This window comes from Ensifer sp. BR816 (assembly GCF_000378985.1).
Taxonomy (GTDB): Bacteria; Pseudomonadota; Alphaproteobacteria; order Rhizobiales; family Rhizobiaceae; genus Sinorhizobium.
On sequence record NZ_KB905372.1, the window covers coordinates 149,096 to 169,687 of the forward strand.

Here is a 20,592-nt window from a genome sequence, read left to right on the forward strand (position 1 = left end):
GCTGGTCACGGTAGCCGCTGCTCCCCCAAACTCCCAACGCGATAATGGAATCGCTTGGGAGAAAGTCGATGAAACAGCACGACGCGCCCGCGCTGACCTCGGGCAGACAGATGAGCCTGATATTCGAACCTCGCCGGCTGGACGGGATGAACGAAGCGGACCGGGCGAAGGTCGTTTTGACGCTTGCCCAAGTCCTGATGCAAGCCGCCGGCATCCGGGTCGAGGAGCTTGCCGATGACAAGCGCTGATCTGCTCCCGGCGACCGTGCTCCAGCGTAAGGCAGTCGTCTATGTGCGCCAGTCGTCGCAGTCCCAGGTCATGACCAATCTGGAAAGCCAGCGACGCCAGTATGATCTGGTCGACATCGCGCGCAAGTACGGCTTTGCCGACATCGAGGTCATAGACGACGATCTCGGGCGATCCGCGAGCGGAACGGTGGCGCGGCCCGGCTTCGACCGTCTGGTCGCTTGGCTCTGCGCGGGTAAGGTCGGGGCCGTCCTGTGCTTCGACGCGTCGAGGCTCGCGCGCAACGGGCGCGACTGGCATCATTTGCTTGAACTGTGCGGACTTGTCGAAGCCCGCGTCATCGATCATGACGGTGTGTACAACGCCTGCCATCCGAATGATCGCCTGCTCCTGGGCATGAAAGGCAGCATCAGCGAGTTCGAGCTGGGTGTGTTGCGGGCAAGAATGTACGAAGCCGCCAGGTCGAAGGCGCATCGGGGTGAGCTGCGCCTGTCGGTTCCGTTCGGCTATATATGGCATCGCGAAGCAGGACTGGGGCTCGACCCCGACATCCGTCTGCAAGAGGTGATCCGGCTTATCTTCGCCCGCTTTCGCGAACTTGGTAGTGCCCGCCAGGTGCTGTTGTCGATGAAGGCCGCGCAAATCCACTTCCCCCGGCCTGCAGATGAAGGCCGCATGACCAACTGCATCTGGCAGCCGGTCCGCTACCGCAATGTGATCAGTGCGCTAAAAAATCCATTCTATGCGGGCGCTTATGTCTACGGCAAAAGCGAGAAGCGAACTTCAATCGTTGAGGGGCGAGCGCGGCGAACCTACGGACATTACAAGCCTGCGGGCACCTGGGAAGTGATGATCAAGGATCATCACGAAGGGTACATCGGCTGGGAGGAATATGAACGCAACCAGAAGCAGCTGGCGCTCAATGCCTACGGTCGCTCGGATGGTGTAAAGTCAGGCCGTGGGGGCAAGGCGCTGTTATCGAGCCTCCTGACGTGCGCCCGTTGCGCCCAACGTCTGAGTGTTTGCTATAGGGGCGGCCCGATAGGCCAGCCGGTCTACCGCTGCGACAAGGGCAATCTGGCTGGGCTGCCTCGTTGTATGATCTTCGGTGCTCCGAAGATTGACACGGCGGTTGCACGAGAGCTGTTGCGAGCGGTAGAACCCTTGGCGATCGAAGCCGCGATCGAGGCGGAACGGATGCACCGGAAACAGCAAGATGATCAGCGCCAGATCCTTGATCTGGAGCTCCAGCAGGCCCGCTACGAGACCGGCCTTGCCGAGCGGCGCTACGCGGCATGTGATCCCGACAATCGTCTGATCGCCGCACAGTTGGAGAAAAACTGGGAAATCGCGTTGCGCCGCGTGCGTGATCTTGAGACGCGCCAGCCTGCCGAAAACCCGACGACCATCGAGGTTGATCCAGGTGCTTTCGCCAACCTGGCGGAAAACCTGTCAGCGGCCTGGAATGCTCCTGATGTGACGATGCGCGCCCGCCAGCAGCTTCTTCGAACGCTGATCGCCGACATCATCGTCGATGTCGACGATGCCATACGTGATGTCGTGCTCACAATTCATTGGCGGGGTGGCCAGCACTCGGAGCTGCGTGTTCGCAAGCCGCGCTCCGGCGAACACGGCAGCGCGACAGCCGAAGATGCACTGGAAGTCATGCGCAGCATGGCCGGCCGCTGGTCTGACGAGCACATCGCCGCCACACTCAACCGAATGGGCTTTCCCACCGGCCAGGGAAAGACCTGGACAGCCCATCGGGTCCGTTCTGTTCGTTACGTGCGTGGCATCGATGCCTACCGTTCAGCGGACAAAAATGGCGAATGGCTCACGCAGACCGAGGCCGCGACAGCGTTGGGTGTCTCAAGCCATATGATACGCAAGCTTGTTTCCACGGGCGTTCTTCCTGCAGTCCAGGTTGTTCCGCGGGCGCCCTATCAGATCCGAGCCATCGATTTGACGTCCGAGCCGGTCAGAGCGGCGATTGCCCGGAAAGGTCGCCCGTTGCGCGATGTTGATGCGGACACGCTTCCAATGTTTACAGACACTTAACGAAGGGGTGCATAATGAAACACGTCTCGCAATGCCGCGCAGGGCGCGTTCGGCGGCATTGTTCGAAAGGCAAAGCCTGCCGTCGTCGAGGAAGCGGGTGAACGCGTCCCAGCGACCCTCCTTCTCGAACATGTAGTTGATCGCCTTGGCGACGGGATTGTGCTTGGACATCTGGGAACGCTGGGCCATGAGCCATTGATGCAATTCCTCGACGCGCGGGCGAGCATGCTGCTGCCGCGCCGCGAGACGTTCTTCGACGGACATGCCGTTTATGCCGCGCTCGATCTCGAAGAGCGCGTCAATGCGGGCGACGGCCTCAAGTGCGACGGGCGATATCTCGTGGGCAGGCTTGCCCTTGCGCACGTTGCCGGCGATGTCGGCCAGTTCGAAGAACTTGCGCCTGGCATGGCTCCAGCAGAGTGCGCTCTTGACCGGCGCAGGGCCGCGGTCCGCACGGTAGAGGTCGTTGTAGCCACCATAGGCATCGGTCTGGAGAGTGCCATGCCACCCCACGAGATGCCTGTTTGGATGGGTCTTCTCGCGATCGGGTGAGAAGTGGAAGAGTGCCGCGGGAGGCGCGCCGCCCGCGAAGGGGCGGTCGTCGCGGACGTAAGTCCATAATCTTGCCTGCCGCGTTGCACCCCGTGCCAGAAGCGGCACGGTGGTATCGTCGCCATGCAGGCGAACGGCTGCCAGAACATGGGCGCGGATCAGATCATGGATCGGCTGCAGCGCCGTCGCGCAAGCCCCGACCTGATCGGCCAAAGTGGAGAGGCTGAGATCGACGCCTTCCCTGGCGTAGCGCTCGGCCTGGCGGTTCAAGGGCTGATGCTGGCCAAACTTCTCGAACAGGATCGTCGCCAGAAGGTTCGGCCCCGCCCATCCGCGCGGCGTGGCATGGAAAGGTGCCGGTGACTGGCTGATCTTCTCGCAATCCCGGCAGGTGAACTTCTCGCGAACCGTCTGGATCACCTTCCACTGGCGCGGGATCGCCTCCAGCGTCTCGGTGACGTCTTCGCCCATCTTCACGATCCGGTCCGAGCCGCAGCAGGTGCAGGTCGACGGAGCTTCGATGATCAAGCGCTCGCGCGGCAGGTGCGCGGGAAACGGCTTGCGGGCCGGCCGGCGGCGTTCGAAGGCGGAGACATTCGTGATCTTCGCTGCCACGCGTTCCGCCGCGATCTCGTCCTCGGTGGCGTCGGCCTCAAGTTCTTCGAGTTGCAGTTCCATCTGGTCGATCAGCCGGGCGCGGCGTTCGGAGCTCTGGCCATACTGCTCGCGGCGCATTTTGGCGATCTCAAGCTTGAGGTGTCGGATCATCGCCTCGGACGTCGTCACGATGGCGCGCACCTGCGCGAGATCGGCCTCGGCGGAGGCAGCACGTGCTTCCGATGCCGCTAGCGCGGCACGCAGTCTGGATATCTCCGAAGCAGCATCATCCATGGCCGAAAGCTACCATGCACCATGCTAAAAGCCCAACAAAAACAGAGGAATGCAGTCGATTAGCCTGCCTTGGAAGGCCGCTGCGTCCAGCGTGGATTGCGCCAGTCGATCCCTTCCAGGAGATAGCCGAGTTGCGCCGCCGACACTGGCACGGTGGAGCCATTTTGACTGACCGGCCAGATGAACTTTCCGGCTTCAAGCCGCTTCAGGTAAAGCGACATGCCGATCCCGTCGTGCCACAGAACCTTGATCAGGTCACCCTTGCGACCGCGGAAGCAGAAGACTTCGCCGCCATGAGGATCGCGGCCAAGACCCTGTTGCACCTTCAGCGCCAGGCTGTTCATGCCGCAGCGCATGTCCGTCACACCGCCCGCAATCCACACCTTCACACCAGCCGGAAAGGCGATCATGACGCATCCAGAACCGGCAACAGCCGGGCGAGAATGATCGGATCAAGCGACGCCGGGATTATCAACCGTCGACCGTTCGGCAGGCCGATCTCGATCCTTTTGTCATCTTCCGGCCGGGGCGGCGAGACCTTCTCGCAAGATGCCGCCGCCGGTGACGAAATCGAAAGCGGCACGAAGCCCGTTGAAGCCGAACCGCTCAGAAGGCCACTACGGAACTCCCGACGCCAACGGGTCAACAATGACCGCGACAAACCATATCGCCGCGCCGTCGCGGACCCCTGCCGAAAGCCTTGCAGGCTCTCCTCGACGATCCGAACCTTCTCTTCGTCCGACCAATCCCGCCGGCGACCAAGATCATCGGAGGAAAGGACCTCAATGGGGGAAATGATTGTAGCGCATGACATAAGCCATGGACTTAAAGCCAATCAGCAAATCAGGGCAGACGGCCTTCGGCGGAGGGTTACGCTCATCGTTGAACTCCTCGACGACGAGGCCTGCGGCCTGCATCAGCAGGCAAGCCAGCGTTGAAATCGCCTTCTTGCGATCCTTGTCGCTCAGTCCGTCGAGCATCCGGGTTTTGAATATCAGGTCGAGCTGCCGGCCCGACGCCGGCACCAGCGTATTGCGGGATCTCATCATGGTCCTCCTGAGTGATTCTACGTCCACTTCGGAAGGGTGCCGCTTTGCTGCCGCCAGAGACCAGCCTGTTCAATTCGATTAGCGTCGCAAGATCGACGCGTGGCGTTCCCATGGTCATACCGCGGCAAACCAAGGGATCGATCATCCACCCTGAGATCGCGATCACGACACCTGTCGGCCCCAGAACCTTCAAAAACCGGCCTGTCGCTCGTTCTTCAACACGGCGAATGGAAACCCTCTGGCCAAAATAAGGATGCCAGCGATAAAGAACCTCAACTTCATCGCCGACATGGGCAGAATGAACGGGGCATTGCAACTGGAAGAAAGAGTTGGCTGTTCAGTGACACCGTCGATGGAGCAAGAGCCAGCGCCGTTGTCTACAGCATCATGCTGACCTGCCGGGCTTGCGGCATAGAACCCTTGGCCTACTTGCGCTACGTCCTCACCGAATTGCCTCAGCGCGACGGCGACGCAGACATCTCTGACCTCCTGCCATTCAACTTTCCAAAGGCCCTAGCGGCCTGATCCGATGCACCCGTCTGATAGCGATCCACGTCAAATGGGCCACGTCAACGGTAAGCGCACAATTCCCTGCACCTGTTCATTGAAAAGCGAATGAGGGATTCTGTGTCCACAACGGAGACTGTGGACATAATGGCATTGGATATCTTGAATGGATCAGGGGCTCTTCGGGCTGTGAAGGTTCTTGCGAACGGGAAGCGGCGTTTCGATCCCGTCGAGAAAGACCGCCTGATCGACGCGGCAATGAAGCCCGGGGTATCGGTCGCCCGTCTGGCACTCGCGCACGGGGTCAATGCCAATCAGTTACGCAACTGGGTGAAGCTTCGCCGAGATGGGCAGGCCCAGGGTGCTTTGACGGTTGTTGCAGGGCAGGAAACGTCGGCCTTTGTTCCGGTGGTTGCAGCGTCGCCGATTGCGCGGCAGCCCGACATGCCGGCCCGGCCATCCTTGGCAGGAATGCGGCTGATGGCGTCTTTGCCAAATGGTGTGCGGCTTGAGCTTGAGAATGTGGATGAGCGGGCCCTTTCCGCGATGATCGACGTTCTGGGGCGGTGCAATGTTCCGGCTGGCTGACGATCTTCGTGTCTATCTTCACCGGGACCCGATCGACTTTCGTGCGGGGATCAACAGCCTGGCGATCCTGGTCGAGCAGTCGATGGGCCTGAGCCCGTTCGAGCGTGCTGTCTTCGTCTTTTGCAACCGCCGGCGCACCCGGATGAAGCTCCTGTTCTTCGAGCGGTCAGGGTTCGTGCTCGTATTGAAAGCCTTGTCCGAAGACCGGTTTCGCTGGCCCCGCCGCGAGGCGCCGGTCGTGACGCTCGATACCGAACAGTTGCGCTGGCTGCTTGACGGCATCGATCTCGACGCGATGGTGCGCCATCCTGTTCGGCAATATGAGTTTGTCGGCTGAAGGCTGTTGACGCAGCGGGGCGGCTCAGATTCAAAGCTACGATGACACGAGCCGGCACCCCTGATGTTGCGGAACTGATGGCGCTTCTGGCGGCGAATGCTGCCGAGAACGCCGCGCTGCGGGCTGAGAGGGACGCCCTTGAGCAGCGTGTCTTCAAGCTCGAGGAAGAACTGGCGCTTGCACAACTGCATCGTTTTGCGCCGCGCAGCGAAAAGCATATGGATCGCGTCTTCAACGAAGCCGAGAACGCCGCTCTCGAGGCCGATGCTGATGAGGGCTTGGCCGACTGTGACGAGACCGACGCCACTGAGCTTCCCGACACGGGATTGCCAGAGGTGGAAACGCCCGAAGGCCGCAAGCGCGGGCGTAAACCTCTTCCGGCAAATTTGCCACGCCAACGCGTTGAATATGACCTTGCCGACGATCAGAAGACCTGTCCGTGCTGCCGCCATCCGTTGCATCGCATGGGCGAACTCGTCACCGAGCAGCTGCATATCGAGGTGAAGGCCACGGTGCTGCAGAATGCCCGGGCCAAGTATGCTTGCCGCAACTGCGAGCGCACCGATATCAGCACTCCCGTTATCATCGCGCCGATGCCCGCACAGCCCTTGCCGGGCAGTATTGCCACGGCCTCGACGCTGGCCTTTGCTCTTGTTCATAAATATGTCGACGGCACACCGCTCTATCGCCTGGTGTCAGTACCGGAGCAATACTCCCCAATAGTGCCGTTTGAATCTTCCCCAAGTGCTGCGGTTGCCGGTCTTCCGGGGCGCGCCCCGGAAGACCGGCGGCGCATCATCGCTGATATTCCTTCCGATGGTCGGAAGGGGGATGTTGGTGATCAAGCTGAGGGAGACGATCATGATCCTGGATCTGCATCAGCAGGGGCTGACGGTGTCGGCTATTTCCAGAGAAACAGGCATCGATCGCAAGACGGTGCGCAAATATATTGAGCGGGGCCTTGAGGCTCCGGCTTATGGACCGAGAAAGCCTCGCGCGACGGTTATCGATCCGTTCGCTTCATACCTGCGGGAGCGGGTGAAGACCTATCCCGGCCTCACCGGCAGTCGTCTGCTTCGAGAACTCCGAGATCGAGGTTATAACGGCGGTTACACCGCCGTCACGGATTTTCTCCGTGATGTGCGGCCTCCGGCTAACCAGGGTTTTGAAGTTCGTTTCGAGACGCCACCTGGCGACCAAGCTCAGGTCGATTTCGCCCAGTTTCATGTCGTCTTCACCGACGAGCCGATGACGCCACGGATCGTCTGGTTATTCTCGATGGTGTTGGGTCACAGCCGCCTTATCTGGGCTCGTTTCGTCATGCATCAGAACCTGCCGACCGTCCTGCGTTGCCACATCGCCGCTTTCGAGGCGATTGGTGGTGCGCCGCGGGAGGTGCTTTACGACCGGATGAAGACTGCCGTCATCGGCGAAGGTCAGACAGAGGGCATCATCTACAACCGTGCTCTCATCGATCTGGCCCGCCACTATGGATTCCATCCCAAAGCATGCAAGGCGTACCGAGCCAAGACAAAGGGCAAGGTCGAGCGGCCGTTTCGCTATATCCGTGAAGACTTCTTCCTCGCCCGTTCGTTCCGCAATCTCGACGACATGAACGCCCAGCTCCGGCACTGGCTAGACACCGTCGCCAATCCAAGGAAGCACGCCACGACCCAGCGGGTCGTCAACGAGGCCTTCGCCGAGGAACGACCGCATTTGCGACCACTACCGCTGGCACCGTTCAAATCCGTTCTGAAGCTGGAACGCCGCGTCTCTCGGGAGGGCATGGTCAGTGTCGGTGGCAATACCTACAGCGTACCGGATGCGACCCGCAGCCGAATGGTGGAAGTCCATTCTCTCGCCGACGAGGTCCGCATCTTTGAGAATGGCATCTTGATCGCGGCTCATCTTGTGTTGGAAGGCCGCAAACAGCGCCGCATCCATCCCGATCATCGACGATCGATGTCATCACCACACCGGTCCAGAACACGGGATGAATCGCATGTCGTCAAACCCGCCGGCGACACCGTGTTGCAGCGGTCGCTCGCCTTCTATGACGCCGTCGGCAAGGTTCTGGCGCAGGAGAACCGCCCATGAGCGCGGCCCTCGATGCCACTCCGTCCATGATCGACCGTATTCGCCATGATCTTGTGGGCCTGAAGATGCCACGGGCATTGGAAGCACTCGACCATGTTGTGCGACGCCTCGAACACGGCGAGCTATCTGCCCTCGAAGCGATCGATATCCTCCTTTCCGAGGAGCTGACGCTGCGCGAGAACAGCCGCATCAAAACAGCGCTGCGAATGGGCAGGCTTGCGACGATCAAGACGCTCGCCGGTTTCGACTTTACCTTCCAGCCTTCGCTCGACCGAGACCGCATCTTCACCCTGGCGCAGCTCGGCTTCGTCGATCGTCACGAGGCCGTCCATTTCCTCGGCCTGCGTATTCCGACGAAGCCGGCCAGTGATTCCAATCAATCACCGGCCACCCATTCCGATTTCATTCCGGCCGGGGTTCCGATTTGAAGCCGGCCACCTTTGGACATCACCTGGGTCGTTGTTGAGGTTTGGTTCGAGTTTCGTTTCGGGTCAAGCCTGAGCGTTTTCCGGCATGGCGATGGGGCGCTGTTTTCGCATGCTCTCGCCGGTCAGCTCGATGCGGTAGGCGTTGTGAACGAGGCGATCGAGGATGGCGTCGGCGATGGTGGGATTTCCGACGATCTCGTACCATTGATCGACGGGAACCTGGCTGGTGACGATGGTCGAGCGCCGCTCGTAGCGGTCCTCGATGATCTCGAGGAGGTCACGGCGCTGATCGTCGGTGAGTTTTTCGGGGCCCCAGTCGTCGAGGATGAGCAGGTCGGTCCGGGCCAGCGCCTTCAGCATCCTGGCATATCGGCCGTCGCCCCTTGCCAGGGCAAGGGCGGCGAAGAGCCGTGGCGCGCGATGATAGGCGACGGAGAAGTCCTCGCGGCATGCCTTGTGGCCCAGCGCACAGGCAAGCCAGCTCTTGCCGACACCGGCCGGGCCGGTCAACAGGAGCCCATGTCGCTGGCGGATCCAGTCGCAGCCAGCGAGCTTGAGGAACAGGGAGCGGTCGAGGCCGCGCTCGGCGCGGAAGTCGACATCCTCGACCTGCGCATCATGACGAAGTCTGGCGGCACGGGCACGGGCCTCGAAGCGCTTCTGGCGTCGCAATGTCGATTCCTGCTCGAGCAGGATGGCGAGCCATTCGCCATGATCGAGGGTGCGCGCTTCCGGCTGGACGTCGAGGTCCTGGAAGCCTTTTGCCATGCCGTGCAGGCCAAGATCGCGCAGCATGTCGAGAGTGGGATGGGTCAGCATGATCTTTATCTCCTCAATGGAAGTAGCCGGGTCCACGCAGATTGGCGTGGTCGATGATGGCGCCGGGACTGCCGGCAGGCTGGGCGGCCTTGTGATTGGCGATGAGAGCGGCAATGCTCTTGCAGGTCAGCCCGCCGATCTCGACGGCGCGGGCCGACACCGCCTCGGCGCGATCACGACTGAGGTCGCGATAAAGCCGCAGGATGCCCAGGCATGTTCTGAAGCCCTGCTCGGGATGAGGGCGGCTGGCCAGAATGGCGATGATCAGCCCCTCGGTCTGCGGCCCGATCGAAGTCGCCCACCGGCGGAAGCGTGCCGGCGTCCACTCGGCATAGCGGCGGTGGGAACTGGGCATGTGCTCAGGGTTCGTGCCGTAACGGCGTCCGCCATGGCGGCGCTGATGAACGGCGATGCGCTCGCCGCGGTGGAATATCTCGATCGTCCTGGCCGTGGCGCGGATGTCGACCTGCTGGCGGATGAGGCCATGCGGCACGGAATAGAAGAACGCCTTGAACTCGACATGATAGTCGGTGGCGACGCGGGCCAGACGCCATTCGGCGAACTCGTAGTCCTTCTCCGGCAGGCTGGCCAGCGCTGGTCGTTCCACGGTCTCGAACAGATGACGACGGCTGACGCCGAGACGGCGCATGACATGGTCGTTGATGCGATCGAGCGCCCCGGCAATCGCGGCATTGGCCTCGGCCAGCGAGAAGAAGGTCTGCCGGCGCAGCCGGCCGAGAATGCAGGTCTGGGCGAAGCGCACGCCGTTCTCCACCTTGGCCTTGTCCTTCGGCCGCCGCGGCCGGGCCGGCAGAACGCCAACGCCATAATGGGAGGCCATCATGCCGTAGCTGCGGTTGATCTCCGGGTCGTAGAAGGAGGCGTGGTTGACGCCAGACTTCAGATTGTCGGGGACGATGAGGCGCGGGACGCCACCGAAGAAGCTGAACATGCGCACATGCGCGCCGATCCAGTCCGGCAGCGCCTGCGTCCAGGTCGCTTCCGCATAGGTGTAACCGGAGGCGCCTAGGACGCCGACGAAGATCTCCGCCTCGCGAACCTCGCCCGTCAACGGATCGACGATGGCGAGCTTCTTGCCGGAATAATCCACGAAGACCTTGTCGCCGGCGATATGCTCCTGGCGCATCGTCGGCGACAGCCGCTTCTCGAAGCCGCGAAACAGGTCGCAGAAACGGCTGTAGCCGTAGCCGCCGGGATGAACGGCGCGGTACTCCTCCCACAGCAGCATCAGCGTAACGCCGGGCTTCTTCAACTCCAGCGCCAGGTCCGCCCAGTTCGGTTCCGGCAGCCGGCGCAGGCCCTGGTTCACACCGGCGCGAGCGAATAGCCGGTTCTCCAGAGCGTCGTCGGTCAGGTCGCCAGGAAGCGGCCAGCTCAATCCTGAAGCCGCCGCCCGCTGCAGATTATCCTGCACGGTGCTGCGCGCGATCCCCAGCCTCTGTGCGATCTCGCGGGCGCTGGTTCCGTCACCGGCAAGCCGCAGCATCTGTCGTAGTTGTCTCATGGTCAGCCTTCTCTTTGCCGGCATTACGCGTCCCTTGTTCAAAAGGACCGTCATGCCAAAGTTGCTGACCCAGGTGCTCTTGCTCAGGCCCTCAAAGTGGCCGGATATTGATCGGAATGGTGGCCGGCTTCACGTCGGAATGGTGGCCGACTTCAAGTTGGAATGCCTGGCCGGATTACGTCGGAATCCGCACTCGGCCCACCGGGAACGGGTAAAAGTCATCTCGCCACCGCGCTCGGTGTCGAAGCCGTCAAGGCTGGAAAGAGCGTCTACTTCACGACGCTCGCCGACCTCATCGGCTCGCTGGCCCGTTCCGAACGCGAGGGTCGGCTGCAGGAGCGCATTCGCTTCTTCTGCAGGCCGAGTCTGCTGATCGTCGACGAGATCGGCTACCTCCCCGTCGTCCAGGGCGGCGGCAATCTGTTCTTCCAGCTCGTCAATGCCCGTTATGAACGCGGCGCCATGATCCTGACGTCAAACCGTGGCTTTGCAGAATGGGGCGATGTTTTTGGCGACCCTGTCGTAGCGACGGCGCTGCTCGACAGACTTCTTCATCATGCCGTCGTCGTGCAGATTGAAGGATCCAGTTACCGGCTCCGGCAGCACGCCGAACTCATGCCGGAGCATGTCCGCTCTAAAGCCCTCATCGCGCCGCCAGCATTCGCTCCACCACAAAAGCCGCGGGGCCGGCCGCCGAAAAATTCTCAATTCGCCCTCGCGTCCACGTCGGCATAAGTGGGGAATTTTACTTCGGCGCTTCTGAGGAAAATTCACGCGGCATTGACACCTGGCACAGGCCTTCGAGCGCGCTGGCGTCCCTGTCAGCCGTGGTGCTCTTGGCCATTGGGTGATCGGCTCCAGCGAAAAGCACCTCGTTCACATCTACAATGCACTGAAGCAGCGGCTCCTGTCGCAGAACGTCATTCACGGTGACGAGACCACGGTGCAGGTGCTGAAGGAAAAGGTGCGCGCTTCGCAAAAGTTGGACAGGATTTCCGCCAATTCCCGGACAGCAGTTTCACTAAAGTCCGGACAGTTTGACGAGGTTGGTCCTCGGCAGCCTGGTTTCTGTCAGGGCTGATTGATTTCGCCGTTTTCGGCACCCGTCAAGAGGGGTGCGCTTTTTTGCTTTCGCATACTCTCGCCCCGGAGAGTGATGCGGTGAGCATTGTGCACGATACGATCGAGTATGGCGTCGGCGACCGTGCTGTCGGCAATAAGGTCGTGCCAACTCGCCACGGGGACCTGGGCTGTGATCAGGGTAGATTTTCTTTGATAACGCTCCTCGACAATTTCGAAGAGGTGGAAGCGCTGCTGATCGGAGAGCGTATGTGTTCCAAAGTCGTCGAGGATGAGTAGCTGGACGCGGGTGAGCTTGTCGATGAGGCGGGGAAAGGAGCCATCGAGGCGGGCAAGCGCGAGATCCTCGAACATGCGCGGCACGCGCACATAGAGCACGGAGTGACCGAGCCTGGCCGCTTGCCTGCCGAAGGCACAGGCCAGCCATGACTTTCCGGTGCCGGTGTGGCCGGTGATGATCAGGCCCTCATGGGCGGTGAGCCATTGCCCCTGGGCTAGCGCCATGGTGTTGCGCCGGTCGAGACCGCGGGCGGCGGCGAAGTCGATATCTTCGATACAGGCCTGGGCAAAGCGTAGCTTGGCGGAGGCGAGCCGGTTACGGATGCGCTTGTCGGCACGCAGGCTGACTTCGCGGTCGAGCATCAGGCCGAGCCACTCATCGCGGCTGAGCTCATTGGTGCCGGACTGCTCGGTCAATTCGCGCCAGGCGGCGGCCATGCCGGTGAGCCCGAGGGCTTGCATCTGGTCGAGGGTGGGGTTTGTCAGCATTCTTGCTTCCTTCACTGATAGTAGGATCGGCCACGGATATTGGTATGCGCAGGCGTGGGGGCCGCATGTTCAGCCTGCGGTCTTTCCCGGTCGAGGCCGGATTTGAGGATGGAGGCGACGGAGGAATAGGTGATGGCATTGATGGTGAGCGCCCGCTCACAGGCCGCATCGAGGCGCTGCGATCCATAGCGCGGCGCCAGCGACAGAATACCCATGGCCGAGCGGTATCCCTGTTCCGGATGCGGCCTGTCGCGCATCATGCGTTCAACCAGGATGGCGGCATTGGGGCCGATCTGGGTTGCACGGCCGATCAGATTGGCCGGCGTGGTGTTGGCATAGCGCTGATGCGCCTTGGGCATATGGTCATTGATGGTGACGTGGCCGGACCGCTGGGAGCGGCGAACATGGCTGGCGACACGCTGGTGATCATGGAAGATCTCGACCACCCGGTGGGTGAGCCGCACCTGCAGAGTGCATCCGATCAACCGATGTGGCACCGAGTAGAAGGTCTTGTCGACCTCGACATGATAGTCCGGATGAACCTTCGCCGACTTCCATTCCGCATATTCGAACGGCACCGCCGGCAAGGGTTTCAAGGCTGCCCGTTCGATCTCCTCGAACAGTTCGCGGCGGCTTTTACCGACGTGGCGCATCGTTCGATTGTTCAGCTCCTCGAGCAATTCGGCAATCGCCGTGTTGAGGGCGGCAAGCGAGAAGAAGGTGCGGTTCCTCAGCCGGGCCAGAATCCAGCGTTCCACGATCAATACCGCGCCTTCGACCCGGCCCTTGTCGCGCGGTTTCCTGCTGCGTGTCGGCAGGATCGTGGTGTCGTAATGCTCCGCCATGGCGGCGAACGTCGCAGTCAACGTCGGCTCGAACCAAAGGGCCTTGGCCACCCCTGATTTGAGGTTGTCGCACACGATTGCCTTGGTGACCCCGCCATAGAAGGTCAGAGCACGCACCTGGCCGTCGATCCAATCCGGCAACTGCTGACTAAAGCTGGCATGGGCGAAGGTCAGGTTGGAGGCGCCCAGCACCGCGACAAAGATTTGGGCCGGATGGATGACACCGGTCGCCGGATCGATCACCGGCACCGTCGGCCCGGCATAGTCGGTCTGCATCACGGCGCCCGCCGCGTGCCGATTGCGGAACGCTACACTCGTGCGCTGCCGAAAGGCGGCAACCTGCTCGCAAAACCACGTGAAGCCGTAACCATCGGGATGGTTGGCACGGTATTCCTGCCACAAAAGCGTCAGCGTCACGCCTTTGCGCTTCAGCTCCCGAACCACCAGCGCCCAGTCCGGCTCGCTGAGATCGCGCGGCGGTCGACCGGCTCGGCCGAACAGCCGCCGCTCCAGCTTTGCATCCTCGTCCGCACCGACTGGCAACGGCCACGAAAGCCCGGCCTCCCGCGCTCGTAGCAAATAGGTCGATACCGAGCTCTTGCCGATCTTCAGCCGCTCGGCAATCTCGCGCACCGAAAGACCCTCTTCATGGGTCAGGCGCAGAATCGTCCGGATATCCCTCACTGTCGTTCGTCTTGCTTGCTTCCGTCTCGGCATCGGCCCCTCTCAACGTTGTCGTGAGAGGGGTAACAACCAAGACGGCGCAGCCGCGAACCAACCGTCAAACCGCCGCCGGAAACTGTCCGGGATTTAGCGGAATCGCTGTCCGGGAATTACTGAAAACTGTGTCCGGAGATTACCGGAAACCCTGTCCGGACGTTGCCGAAACCCGCAAAAAGGACAGGAAAGCAACTGACGCGTCCTACATCTGGGCCTATCGCAGCGGAAAGGATAGTGTCGAGCCGGTTGTGCTGCTTGAATATCAGCCCGGTCGTGGGCAGGTGCATCCGCAGACTTTCCTTGGTGACTATCGCGGCATCCTGATGAGCGACGGCTATCAGGGCTGGCGCACCCTGAAGGGCGCAACGCATGTCGGGTGTATGGCTCACGCCAGGCGACGCTTCGTCAACGCCTTCAAGGCCGGGAAGAAACAAAGCGGGCCGCCCGCGCAGGCATTGAAGTTCTTCGACCAGCTCTATCGGATTGAAAGGCAGGTGCGGGACGAAATGCCGGATGACGGCGAAACGCAGGCCGATTGCATCCGGCGCTTGCGCCAGAAGCATAGCGTTCCAGTCCTTGACGCCCTGAAGGAGTGGCTCGACAGGATGGCCCCCAAGGTCGTGCCCGACACCAAGCTCGGCGATGCGATCTCCTATACGCGAAACCAGTGGCAATATCTGACCCGCTACACCGAAGACGGCAGGATGCCGATCGACAACAATTTATTGGAACGCGATATCAGAGTTTTTGCCACTGGAAGGAAGAGCTGGCTATTTTGCGACACTGTCGACGGGGCCAAGGCAAGCGCCGTCATCTACAGCCTTATGCTGACCTGTCGCGCCTGTGGCGTCGAGCCATTCGCCTGGTTGCGACACGTCTTCGCCGAATTGCCGCAGCGTCCCGACGGCGCCGATATCGACGATCTGCTCCCATTTAACTTCGCCAAATCCACTGCCGCATAAGCCGCTGCGGGCCTCACAAGCCACTGCGTGCAGCGAAATGAGCGCTTACCGTCAACGCGCACGGAAATGAGCGCTTACGACCGATCCACGACGCGTGACACTCCGTCAATTCCAGTGGCGTTTCAGGGTCGTTTCCCTGTTAAGGAACACGCGTCAGCCGATAAGCGTAAGATTTGAAGTTCTGAGCGGACAAACGCGCCCTGTTCGTCCAGGTCTGCCCGCTGTGGCAGTTGCAAGCCGAGCGCTTAGACAGTGAGGTAGCCACCATCCACCGGCAAGGTCACTCCATTTATGAAACTGGCTGCTTTCGATGCTAGGAACACAACCGGGGCCGCGACCTCATCTGGTTGTCCGAAACGCCCCATTGGGCAATGCCATCCCAACCACTCGTCCATGCTGCTGTCGCCTCCTCTCCCCATTTCAGTGTCGATATAACCAGGCGCGACAGCGTTGACCCGGATCGAATATGGGGCGAGTTCCCGACACATGATCTGGGTTAAGGATCGAACACCACCTTTCGAAGCCGTGTAGCTAACGTGCGCGAATCCGCTAGTGAACGCAACCACAGAAGAGATGTTAATGACTGTACCGCGCGTGGCCTTGAGGCTCGGCAAAAGCGCTCGAGTCATGTCGAAGGCTCCAGTCAAATTGACCGCGATATTTCGGTCCCATGCAGCCGCCGACGTAGGATCATCCATACGTTCATTGCCACCTATACCAGCATTATTCACAAGAATAGCGACGTGTCCGAGCCACGCGGGAAGGCGCGCTGCAAGCGCCTCGATTGCGGCTCTATCAGTCACATCAAGTACGTCATGGTGTGCATTAAAGCCATCTGCTTGAAGCGATCTTGCAACCTCATGCGCCTTCGTACCGTCCAGATCAATTACCAGAACACGGGCTCCGGCTTGCGCCAATGAACGAGATATCGCGGCTCCAATACCTCTACCCGCGCCCGTCACCAAGGCAAGCGGGTTATTGTCAAACATCGTAAATCTCCTTGAATGGGTTCCTCAGCGGAGGTTGCGCTCCATCGATGTGATCGCTACGGGGTGTCCCATGCTGGAGCGTAATCCCGATCATAAATTCGAATGTTCCGTGACCGGAGTTGTGCAATAGCCGCCATCTCTTCATTGGAAAGTTCAAAATCGAAGATGTCGATGTTCTCCGCTAGCCATTCTCTACGTTCGGCACGCGGAATCGCCACGACATTCTCCTGCTGGATATGCCAGCGTAAAACGATTTGCACCGGGCTTTTCTGATGGCGTTTCGAGACTTCTTCGATAACTGGCTCCTGAAAAAGCGCCTGACCGCTTCCTAAAGGTGCATAGGCGACCATTGCCATACCAGCCTTGCGACAACTAGCATACACCTTGCTCTGATCTAGATAGGGGTGATACTCTACTTGGTTTGCCACAAGAGGTCCGTCGGACAGACCCACAGCATCAGCTACCATGTGGCTGGGAAAATTCGACACACCGATATGTCGCGCGATTCCCAGATTACGTGCCCTGTTCAGTGCTTTGATCGAATCTGCCAGTGGAATCGCGGGATTGGGCCAGTGAATGAGAAGCAGGTCAATTACGTCAAGACCAAGTCGCTCCAAACTTCTCTCTGCGGACTTCTCCAAATCACCCGGTCCAATATCCGTGAGCCAGACCTTAGTTGTCACGAAAACATCGTCGCGCGGCACTCCTGAGTGCCGCAGCCCCTCGCCGACCGCATCCTCATTTTCATAAGTGGAGCCCGTGTCCAGGTGACGGTATCCCAGGGATAACGCGTCGGCTACCAGCTCGGCGCACGCCTCGCCCTTGAGGGTCCAAGTTCCACATCCGATCACGGGAATAGCCGCGCCGTTCACTAATACCTTTCTCAATCAAAGCCTCCAGCATAATCCGTTACAATTTTCTCGCATAGTCATCAATTCAGGAGCCGGACTTCAGCTATGCCAAGCGCTCAGGATGAGTGATAACTTCGCGCAACGTCTGTAAAAATCTGCCTGCTTCCGCGCCATCGATGGCGCGATGATCAACAGATAGTGTGAAGGTCACGACGGTCGCGACTTTGACTGCCCCGTCAGTGGCCGGTACAACGATAGGAGTAGCCTTCCCAACCGCTAGGATCGCGCATTGGGGGACGTTAATAATGGCATCAAACTGTTCGACGCCGTATCCGCCAAGGTTCGAAATGCTGAACGATCCGCCCGAAATTTCGTTCATCTTCAAGGCGTTTCGTCCCGCTCTTTCAGTGAAACCCTTTACCTCGGCGGCAATAGCCCTGAGAGACTTCTTTTCCGCCCCCCGAACAACTGGCGTCGCGAGACCTCCCTGAACAGCAATCACGACAGAAATGTCCGCAGTGTGAACCCTCTCAATATGTTTTTCAGCCATCCGGCTATTGATGGCTGGGTTCTCTATCAAAGACAACGCAACCGCTCTTATGATGCAATCATTGATTGACACCTTCGACGCCGGATCAGCTTCATTGAATGCGGTTCGCCAAGCCATCAGCTTGTCAACTTCGATCTTCGCAATCAGACGGAAATGGGGAACCGTCTGCTTAGCCTGGGTCATGCGCGCGGCTATCGCTTTCCGCAGTGGTGTGAGTGGAACTTCTGTGAATGAAACGGGCATCACTCTTCTATCATTCCAATGACAGCATTGACCTCAACCGTGGCACCTTCGTCCGCCACGATGCTCGCCAAGGTTCCTGAAGCTGGTGCTTCTACCTCAACAGTTGCTTTCGCTGTTTCAACTTCAGCAATGACCTCGCCTTCGTTCACTTGGTCACCGACATTTTTCAGCCACTTCACTACAGTGGCCTCTTCAATACCCATCCCACTCGATGGCATGATTACTTCTGTTGTCATTTTCTAACTCCGTTTCCGCATCCAAAGTGTCAAAGCAAGCGGCGGACCGCAGCGATGATGTCGTTCTTAGAAGGGAAGAAGTCCTTCTCCAAAGCCGGGCTAAAGGGCACGTGAATGTCAGGAGCACAAACGCGAAGGATGGGCTTCTTCAGAAGGTCAAATGCTTCCTCCGCCATCACAGCAGAAATCTCACTGCCAACGTTGCAAACCTGATGGGCGTTTTCAACAATCAACAGCCGACCCGTCTTCGCGACCGACTTCTTAAACGTCTGGTGATCTAGTGGTTTTAGCGTTCGCGGGTCGATCACCTCGACAGAGATCCCTTCAGCTGAAAGAGCATTCACAGCTTCCATGGTTGGGCGGATAGCGCCAGCGATTGCGATAAGCGTCACGTCTGTGCCTTCTCGCTTGATATCTGCTTTTCCGATCGGCACGAGGAAGTCTGGGTCGGTGGGCACGTCACCTTTGAGCGGCCACAAGCGGGTGTCTTCAAATACAAGAACGGGATTTCCGTCGCGCACAGCTGACTTCATCAAGCCTTTGATATCAGCTGGACTCGTTGGACTAATAATTTTGAGCCCAGGCACGTTCATAAAAAACGGATACGGTCGGTCGGCATGTTGGGCCGCCTTGGATCCAACTGAGAACATGCAGCACCGGAATACAATTGGGATGTCAATCTGTCCGCCCGTCATATAACGCAACTTAGCAGCTTGATTGATAATCTGATCTGAGGCGAGGTACACAAAGCTCGCAATTGAAAGATCTACGATGGGACGGGAGCCATTAATTGCGGCGCCAATGCCGAGACCCGTGAAACTACCCTCCGAGATCGGCATGTTCCAAACTCGGTTCTTGCCAAAACGCTCGACGAGCTTGTCACCACCATAAACGGAAATGTCCTCCCCCATCAGGAATACGCGTTCATCACGCTCCATTTCCTCGAACTGAGCTTGCATTAGCGCGTCCAGATAAGTCATCTGGACGGAAGCGCCGGTCGCCGGCTCAGTCTTCTGCTTTAAGTTTTCCATCCTTCAGTTCCTCTCCAGCCCTGCTGCAAAACTGTTGTGGCCTACAAGAGGCGAATTGAACATATAATCGGACAGCGTCTCAGGTTTAGGCATCGGGCTTTCGAGCGCGAATTGGACGGCCTGCTTTATAGCCGCTGTGACTTCGGCCTCAATGTCCGCGAGTTGTTGTTCTGACAGCCCTTCAGCCAAAAGATGGGTACGGTACAGTTTGATAGGATCACGATCCCGTTTGTAAGCCTCCACTTCTTCGACTGGCCGGTATGGCTGCCCTGGAATGACGAGTCCAAAGTTATGTTCGTCGAAGCGGTAAGTGTTCGCGACTATGAGGGTGGGACCTTCTCCTGCCCGTGCACGCCTGACGGCTTCAGCAGCAGCACCGAATACGGCAACAACGTCTTGCCCGTCGACCGTCACCCCGGGCATCCCATAGCCACCGGCTCGAAGAGCGATGTCTGGTTGGCCATGGCTTTGCGCAACGGACGTCGAGATTGCATAGCCGTTATTTTCGCAGAGAAATATCACGGGAAGCTTCCACAGCGACGCCATATTCAAGCTTTCGTGGAACGTGCCCTGGTTGACCGCCCCATCTCCAAAGAAACAAAGCGTAACCTGGTCGATATCGCGGATTTTGGCGCTGAAAGCGCATCCTATAGCGAGGGGCAAGCCACCGCCGACAATAGCGGATTCACTGATGATCCCGACGGACTTATCGGCAAGGTGCATCGAACCGCCGCGGCCCTTGCAGATGCCACCTTCTTTGCCCATCAATTCGGCCATCAGCGCATCCAGATGCGCACCTTTCCCAATTGGATGGCCATGTGAACGATGGGTTCCCGTCATGGCGTCTTTATCGCTAAGGGCCAAACAGGCGCCTACGATAGCTGCCTCCTGCCCGATACTTGCATGGAAGGAACCGGGTATCCTCCCAGCTTTGGACTGGCGCATACCTTCTTCCTCGAAACGTCGGATGCGCAACATCCGTCTATACGCTTCAAACTTCTGATCATCGCTTAAGTGCATAGTCAATCAACGCTCCAACGTCTGAATGGGAGTATTCTAGCTCCCCGAAAAAGACAGTTTGCGACGAACTTACGGCACTATGTGTGGAATACCTGCTTTTGATGACAAAATGCGCAGAAATTGTGCGTGACGGAGCCGTAGCTCTCGTCAAGCTAAACTGCGAGTCGTTATCTGCAACGGCCACAGTGCACTGTATGCGC

The 20,592-nt window shown here is 59.5% G+C and carries 18 protein-coding genes and 7 pseudogenes; 11 read left to right on the forward strand and 14 right to left on the reverse strand.

Annotated features, from left to right (window positions below):
* The first annotated feature begins 68 nt into the window (after positions 1–68).
* Positions 69–248 (forward strand): hypothetical protein, encoded by a 180-nt coding sequence (locus RHIBR816_RS0133205; RefSeq protein ID WP_018240897.1) that lies wholly within the window; start codon positions 69–71, stop codon positions 246–248.
* Positions 235–1,152: pseudogene (locus RHIBR816_RS39145) on the forward strand (recombinase family protein); the annotation flags it as partial. The gene RHIBR816_RS0133205 and the pseudogene RHIBR816_RS39145, both read left to right, overlap by 14 nt.
* A 963-nt stretch (positions 1,153–2,115) precedes the next feature.
* Here RHIBR816_RS39145 and RHIBR816_RS35155 read toward each other — a convergent pair.
* The 4 genes from RHIBR816_RS35155 to RHIBR816_RS38200 are packed head-to-tail and all read right to left on the reverse strand — an operon-like array spanning position 2,116 to position 4,793.
* On the reverse strand, positions 2,116–3,747 hold the full coding sequence (locus RHIBR816_RS35155; protein ID WP_018240899.1) for an IS66 family transposase: 1,632 nt from the start codon (positions 3,745–3,747) through the stop codon (positions 2,116–2,118).
* Between the two features lie 59 nt (positions 3,748–3,806).
* A complete protein-coding gene (gene tnpB, locus RHIBR816_RS0133220) occupies positions 3,807–4,157 on the reverse strand; it encodes an IS66 family insertion sequence element accessory protein TnpB (protein WP_018240900.1) in 351 nt (116 codons plus the stop codon).
* A complete protein-coding gene (locus RHIBR816_RS36935) occupies positions 4,154–4,561 on the reverse strand; it encodes a transposase (RefSeq protein ID WP_026187717.1) in 408 nt (135 codons plus the stop codon). Before RHIBR816_RS36935 ends, tnpB (RHIBR816_RS0133220) begins: the two co-directional genes overlap by 4 nt.
* Entirely contained in the window at positions 4,530–4,793 is a 264-nt protein-coding gene (locus tag RHIBR816_RS38200; protein ID WP_018240902.1) for a hypothetical protein, read from the reverse strand. The genes RHIBR816_RS36935 and RHIBR816_RS38200 overlap by 32 nt, the downstream gene beginning before the upstream one ends.
* 306 nt (positions 4,794–5,099) lie before the next feature.
* Between RHIBR816_RS38200 and RHIBR816_RS36950 the strand changes: the two are divergent.
* The 6 genes and pseudogenes from RHIBR816_RS36950 to istB (RHIBR816_RS35175) form a co-directional block, all read left to right on the forward strand.
* Positions 5,100–5,321, forward strand: a pseudogene (locus RHIBR816_RS36950) (transposase domain-containing protein); the annotation flags it as partial.
* 129 nt (positions 5,322–5,450) lie between these two features.
* Entirely contained in the window at positions 5,451–5,891 is a 441-nt protein-coding gene (locus RHIBR816_RS0133245) for a transposase (protein WP_245262820.1), read from the forward strand.
* Entirely contained in the window at positions 5,875–6,228 is a 354-nt protein-coding gene (gene tnpB / locus RHIBR816_RS0133250) for an IS66 family insertion sequence element accessory protein TnpB (protein WP_018240906.1), read from the forward strand. Before RHIBR816_RS0133245 ends, tnpB (RHIBR816_RS0133250) begins: the two co-directional genes overlap by 17 nt.
* A 41-nt stretch (positions 6,229–6,269) precedes the next feature.
* A pseudogene (locus RHIBR816_RS35170) lies at positions 6,270–6,938 on the forward strand (IS66 family transposase zinc-finger binding domain-containing protein); the annotation flags it as partial.
* A gap of 127 nt (positions 6,939–7,065) precedes the next feature.
* Positions 7,066–8,325 carry an IS21 family transposase gene (gene istA, locus RHIBR816_RS0133260; RefSeq protein ID WP_026187718.1) on the forward strand — a complete coding sequence of 420 codons (1,260 nt, stop codon included), beginning with the start codon at positions 7,066–7,068 and terminating at the stop codon, positions 8,323–8,325.
* Positions 8,322–8,666 (forward strand): annotated as a pseudogene (gene istB, locus RHIBR816_RS35175) (IS21-like element ISRel3 family helper ATPase IstB); the annotation flags it as partial. The gene istA (RHIBR816_RS0133260) and the pseudogene istB (RHIBR816_RS35175), both read left to right, overlap by 4 nt.
* 150 nt (positions 8,667–8,816) lie before the next feature.
* Here the strand turns inward: istB (RHIBR816_RS35175) and istB (RHIBR816_RS0133270) are convergent.
* Together istB (RHIBR816_RS0133270) and istA (RHIBR816_RS0133275) are read right to left on the reverse strand one after the other, a co-directional pair.
* Positions 8,817–9,572 carry an IS21-like element helper ATPase IstB gene (gene istB / locus RHIBR816_RS0133270; RefSeq protein ID WP_018240910.1) on the reverse strand — a complete coding sequence of 252 codons (756 nt, stop codon included), beginning with the start codon at positions 9,570–9,572 and terminating at the stop codon, positions 8,817–8,819.
* A 13-nt stretch (positions 9,573–9,585) separates the two neighbouring features.
* Complete coding sequence (gene istA, locus RHIBR816_RS0133275) at positions 9,586–11,121, reverse strand: IS21 family transposase (RefSeq protein ID WP_026187719.1); 1,536 nt, start codon at positions 11,119–11,121, stop codon at positions 9,586–9,588.
* A gap of 165 nt (positions 11,122–11,286) precedes the next feature.
* Between istA (RHIBR816_RS0133275) and istB (RHIBR816_RS0133280) the strand changes: the two are divergent.
* Positions 11,287–11,832: pseudogene (gene istB / locus RHIBR816_RS0133280) on the forward strand (IS21-like element ISRel3 family helper ATPase IstB); the annotation flags it as partial.
* Positions 11,833–11,884: 52 nt separating this feature from the next.
* Positions 11,885–12,067 (forward strand): annotated as a pseudogene (locus RHIBR816_RS36955) (transposase); the annotation flags it as partial.
* Positions 12,068–12,168: 101 nt separating this feature from the next.
* Here the strand turns inward: RHIBR816_RS36955 and istB (RHIBR816_RS0133290) are convergent.
* Together istB (RHIBR816_RS0133290) and istA (RHIBR816_RS0133295) are read right to left on the reverse strand one after the other, a co-directional pair.
* Positions 12,169–12,945 (reverse strand): IS21-like element ISRsp2 family helper ATPase IstB, encoded by a 777-nt coding sequence (istB, locus tag RHIBR816_RS0133290; RefSeq protein ID WP_018240914.1) that lies wholly within the window; start codon positions 12,943–12,945, stop codon positions 12,169–12,171.
* An 11-nt stretch (positions 12,946–12,956) separates the two neighbouring features.
* On the reverse strand, positions 12,957–14,507 hold the full coding sequence (gene istA, locus RHIBR816_RS0133295; RefSeq protein ID WP_026187720.1) for an IS21-like element ISRsp2 family transposase: 1,551 nt from the start codon (positions 14,505–14,507) through the stop codon (positions 12,957–12,959).
* A gap of 173 nt (positions 14,508–14,680) precedes the next feature.
* On the opposite strand from istA (RHIBR816_RS0133295), the pseudogene RHIBR816_RS35180 reads away from it, so the two are divergent.
* Positions 14,681–15,472, forward strand: a pseudogene (locus RHIBR816_RS35180) (IS66 family transposase); the annotation flags it as partial.
* A 245-nt stretch (positions 15,473–15,717) separates the two neighbouring features.
* Here RHIBR816_RS35180 and RHIBR816_RS0133305 read toward each other — a convergent pair.
* The 6 genes from RHIBR816_RS0133305 to RHIBR816_RS0133330 all read right to left on the reverse strand — a co-directional run bounded on the left by RHIBR816_RS0133305 (position 15,718) and on the right by RHIBR816_RS0133330 (position 20,392).
* Positions 15,718–16,461, reverse strand: a complete 744-nt coding sequence (locus tag RHIBR816_RS0133305; RefSeq protein ID WP_018240917.1) for an SDR family NAD(P)-dependent oxidoreductase — start codon at positions 16,459–16,461, stop codon at positions 15,718–15,720.
* Positions 16,462–16,517: 56 nt separating this feature from the next.
* On the reverse strand, positions 16,518–17,348 hold the full coding sequence (locus RHIBR816_RS0133310; protein WP_018240918.1) for an aldo/keto reductase: 831 nt from the start codon (positions 17,346–17,348) through the stop codon (positions 16,518–16,520).
* A gap of 67 nt (positions 17,349–17,415) precedes the next feature.
* Positions 17,416–18,105 (reverse strand): 2-oxo acid dehydrogenase subunit E2, encoded by a 690-nt coding sequence (locus RHIBR816_RS35185; protein WP_084811398.1) that lies wholly within the window; start codon positions 18,103–18,105, stop codon positions 17,416–17,418.
* Entirely contained in the window at positions 18,105–18,341 is a 237-nt protein-coding gene (locus RHIBR816_RS0133320) for a biotin/lipoyl-containing protein (protein ID WP_018240920.1), read from the reverse strand. Before RHIBR816_RS0133320 ends, RHIBR816_RS35185 begins: the two co-directional genes overlap by 1 nt.
* Positions 18,342–18,370: 29 nt before the next feature.
* Entirely contained in the window at positions 18,371–19,372 is a 1,002-nt protein-coding gene (locus RHIBR816_RS0133325) for an alpha-ketoacid dehydrogenase subunit beta (protein WP_018240921.1), read from the reverse strand.
* Positions 19,373–19,375: 3 nt separating this feature from the next.
* Positions 19,376–20,392, reverse strand: coding sequence for a thiamine pyrophosphate-dependent dehydrogenase E1 component subunit alpha (locus RHIBR816_RS0133330; RefSeq protein WP_018240922.1), 1,017 nt, complete (start codon positions 20,390–20,392; stop codon positions 19,376–19,378).
* Positions 20,393–20,592: the final 200 nt, after the last annotated feature.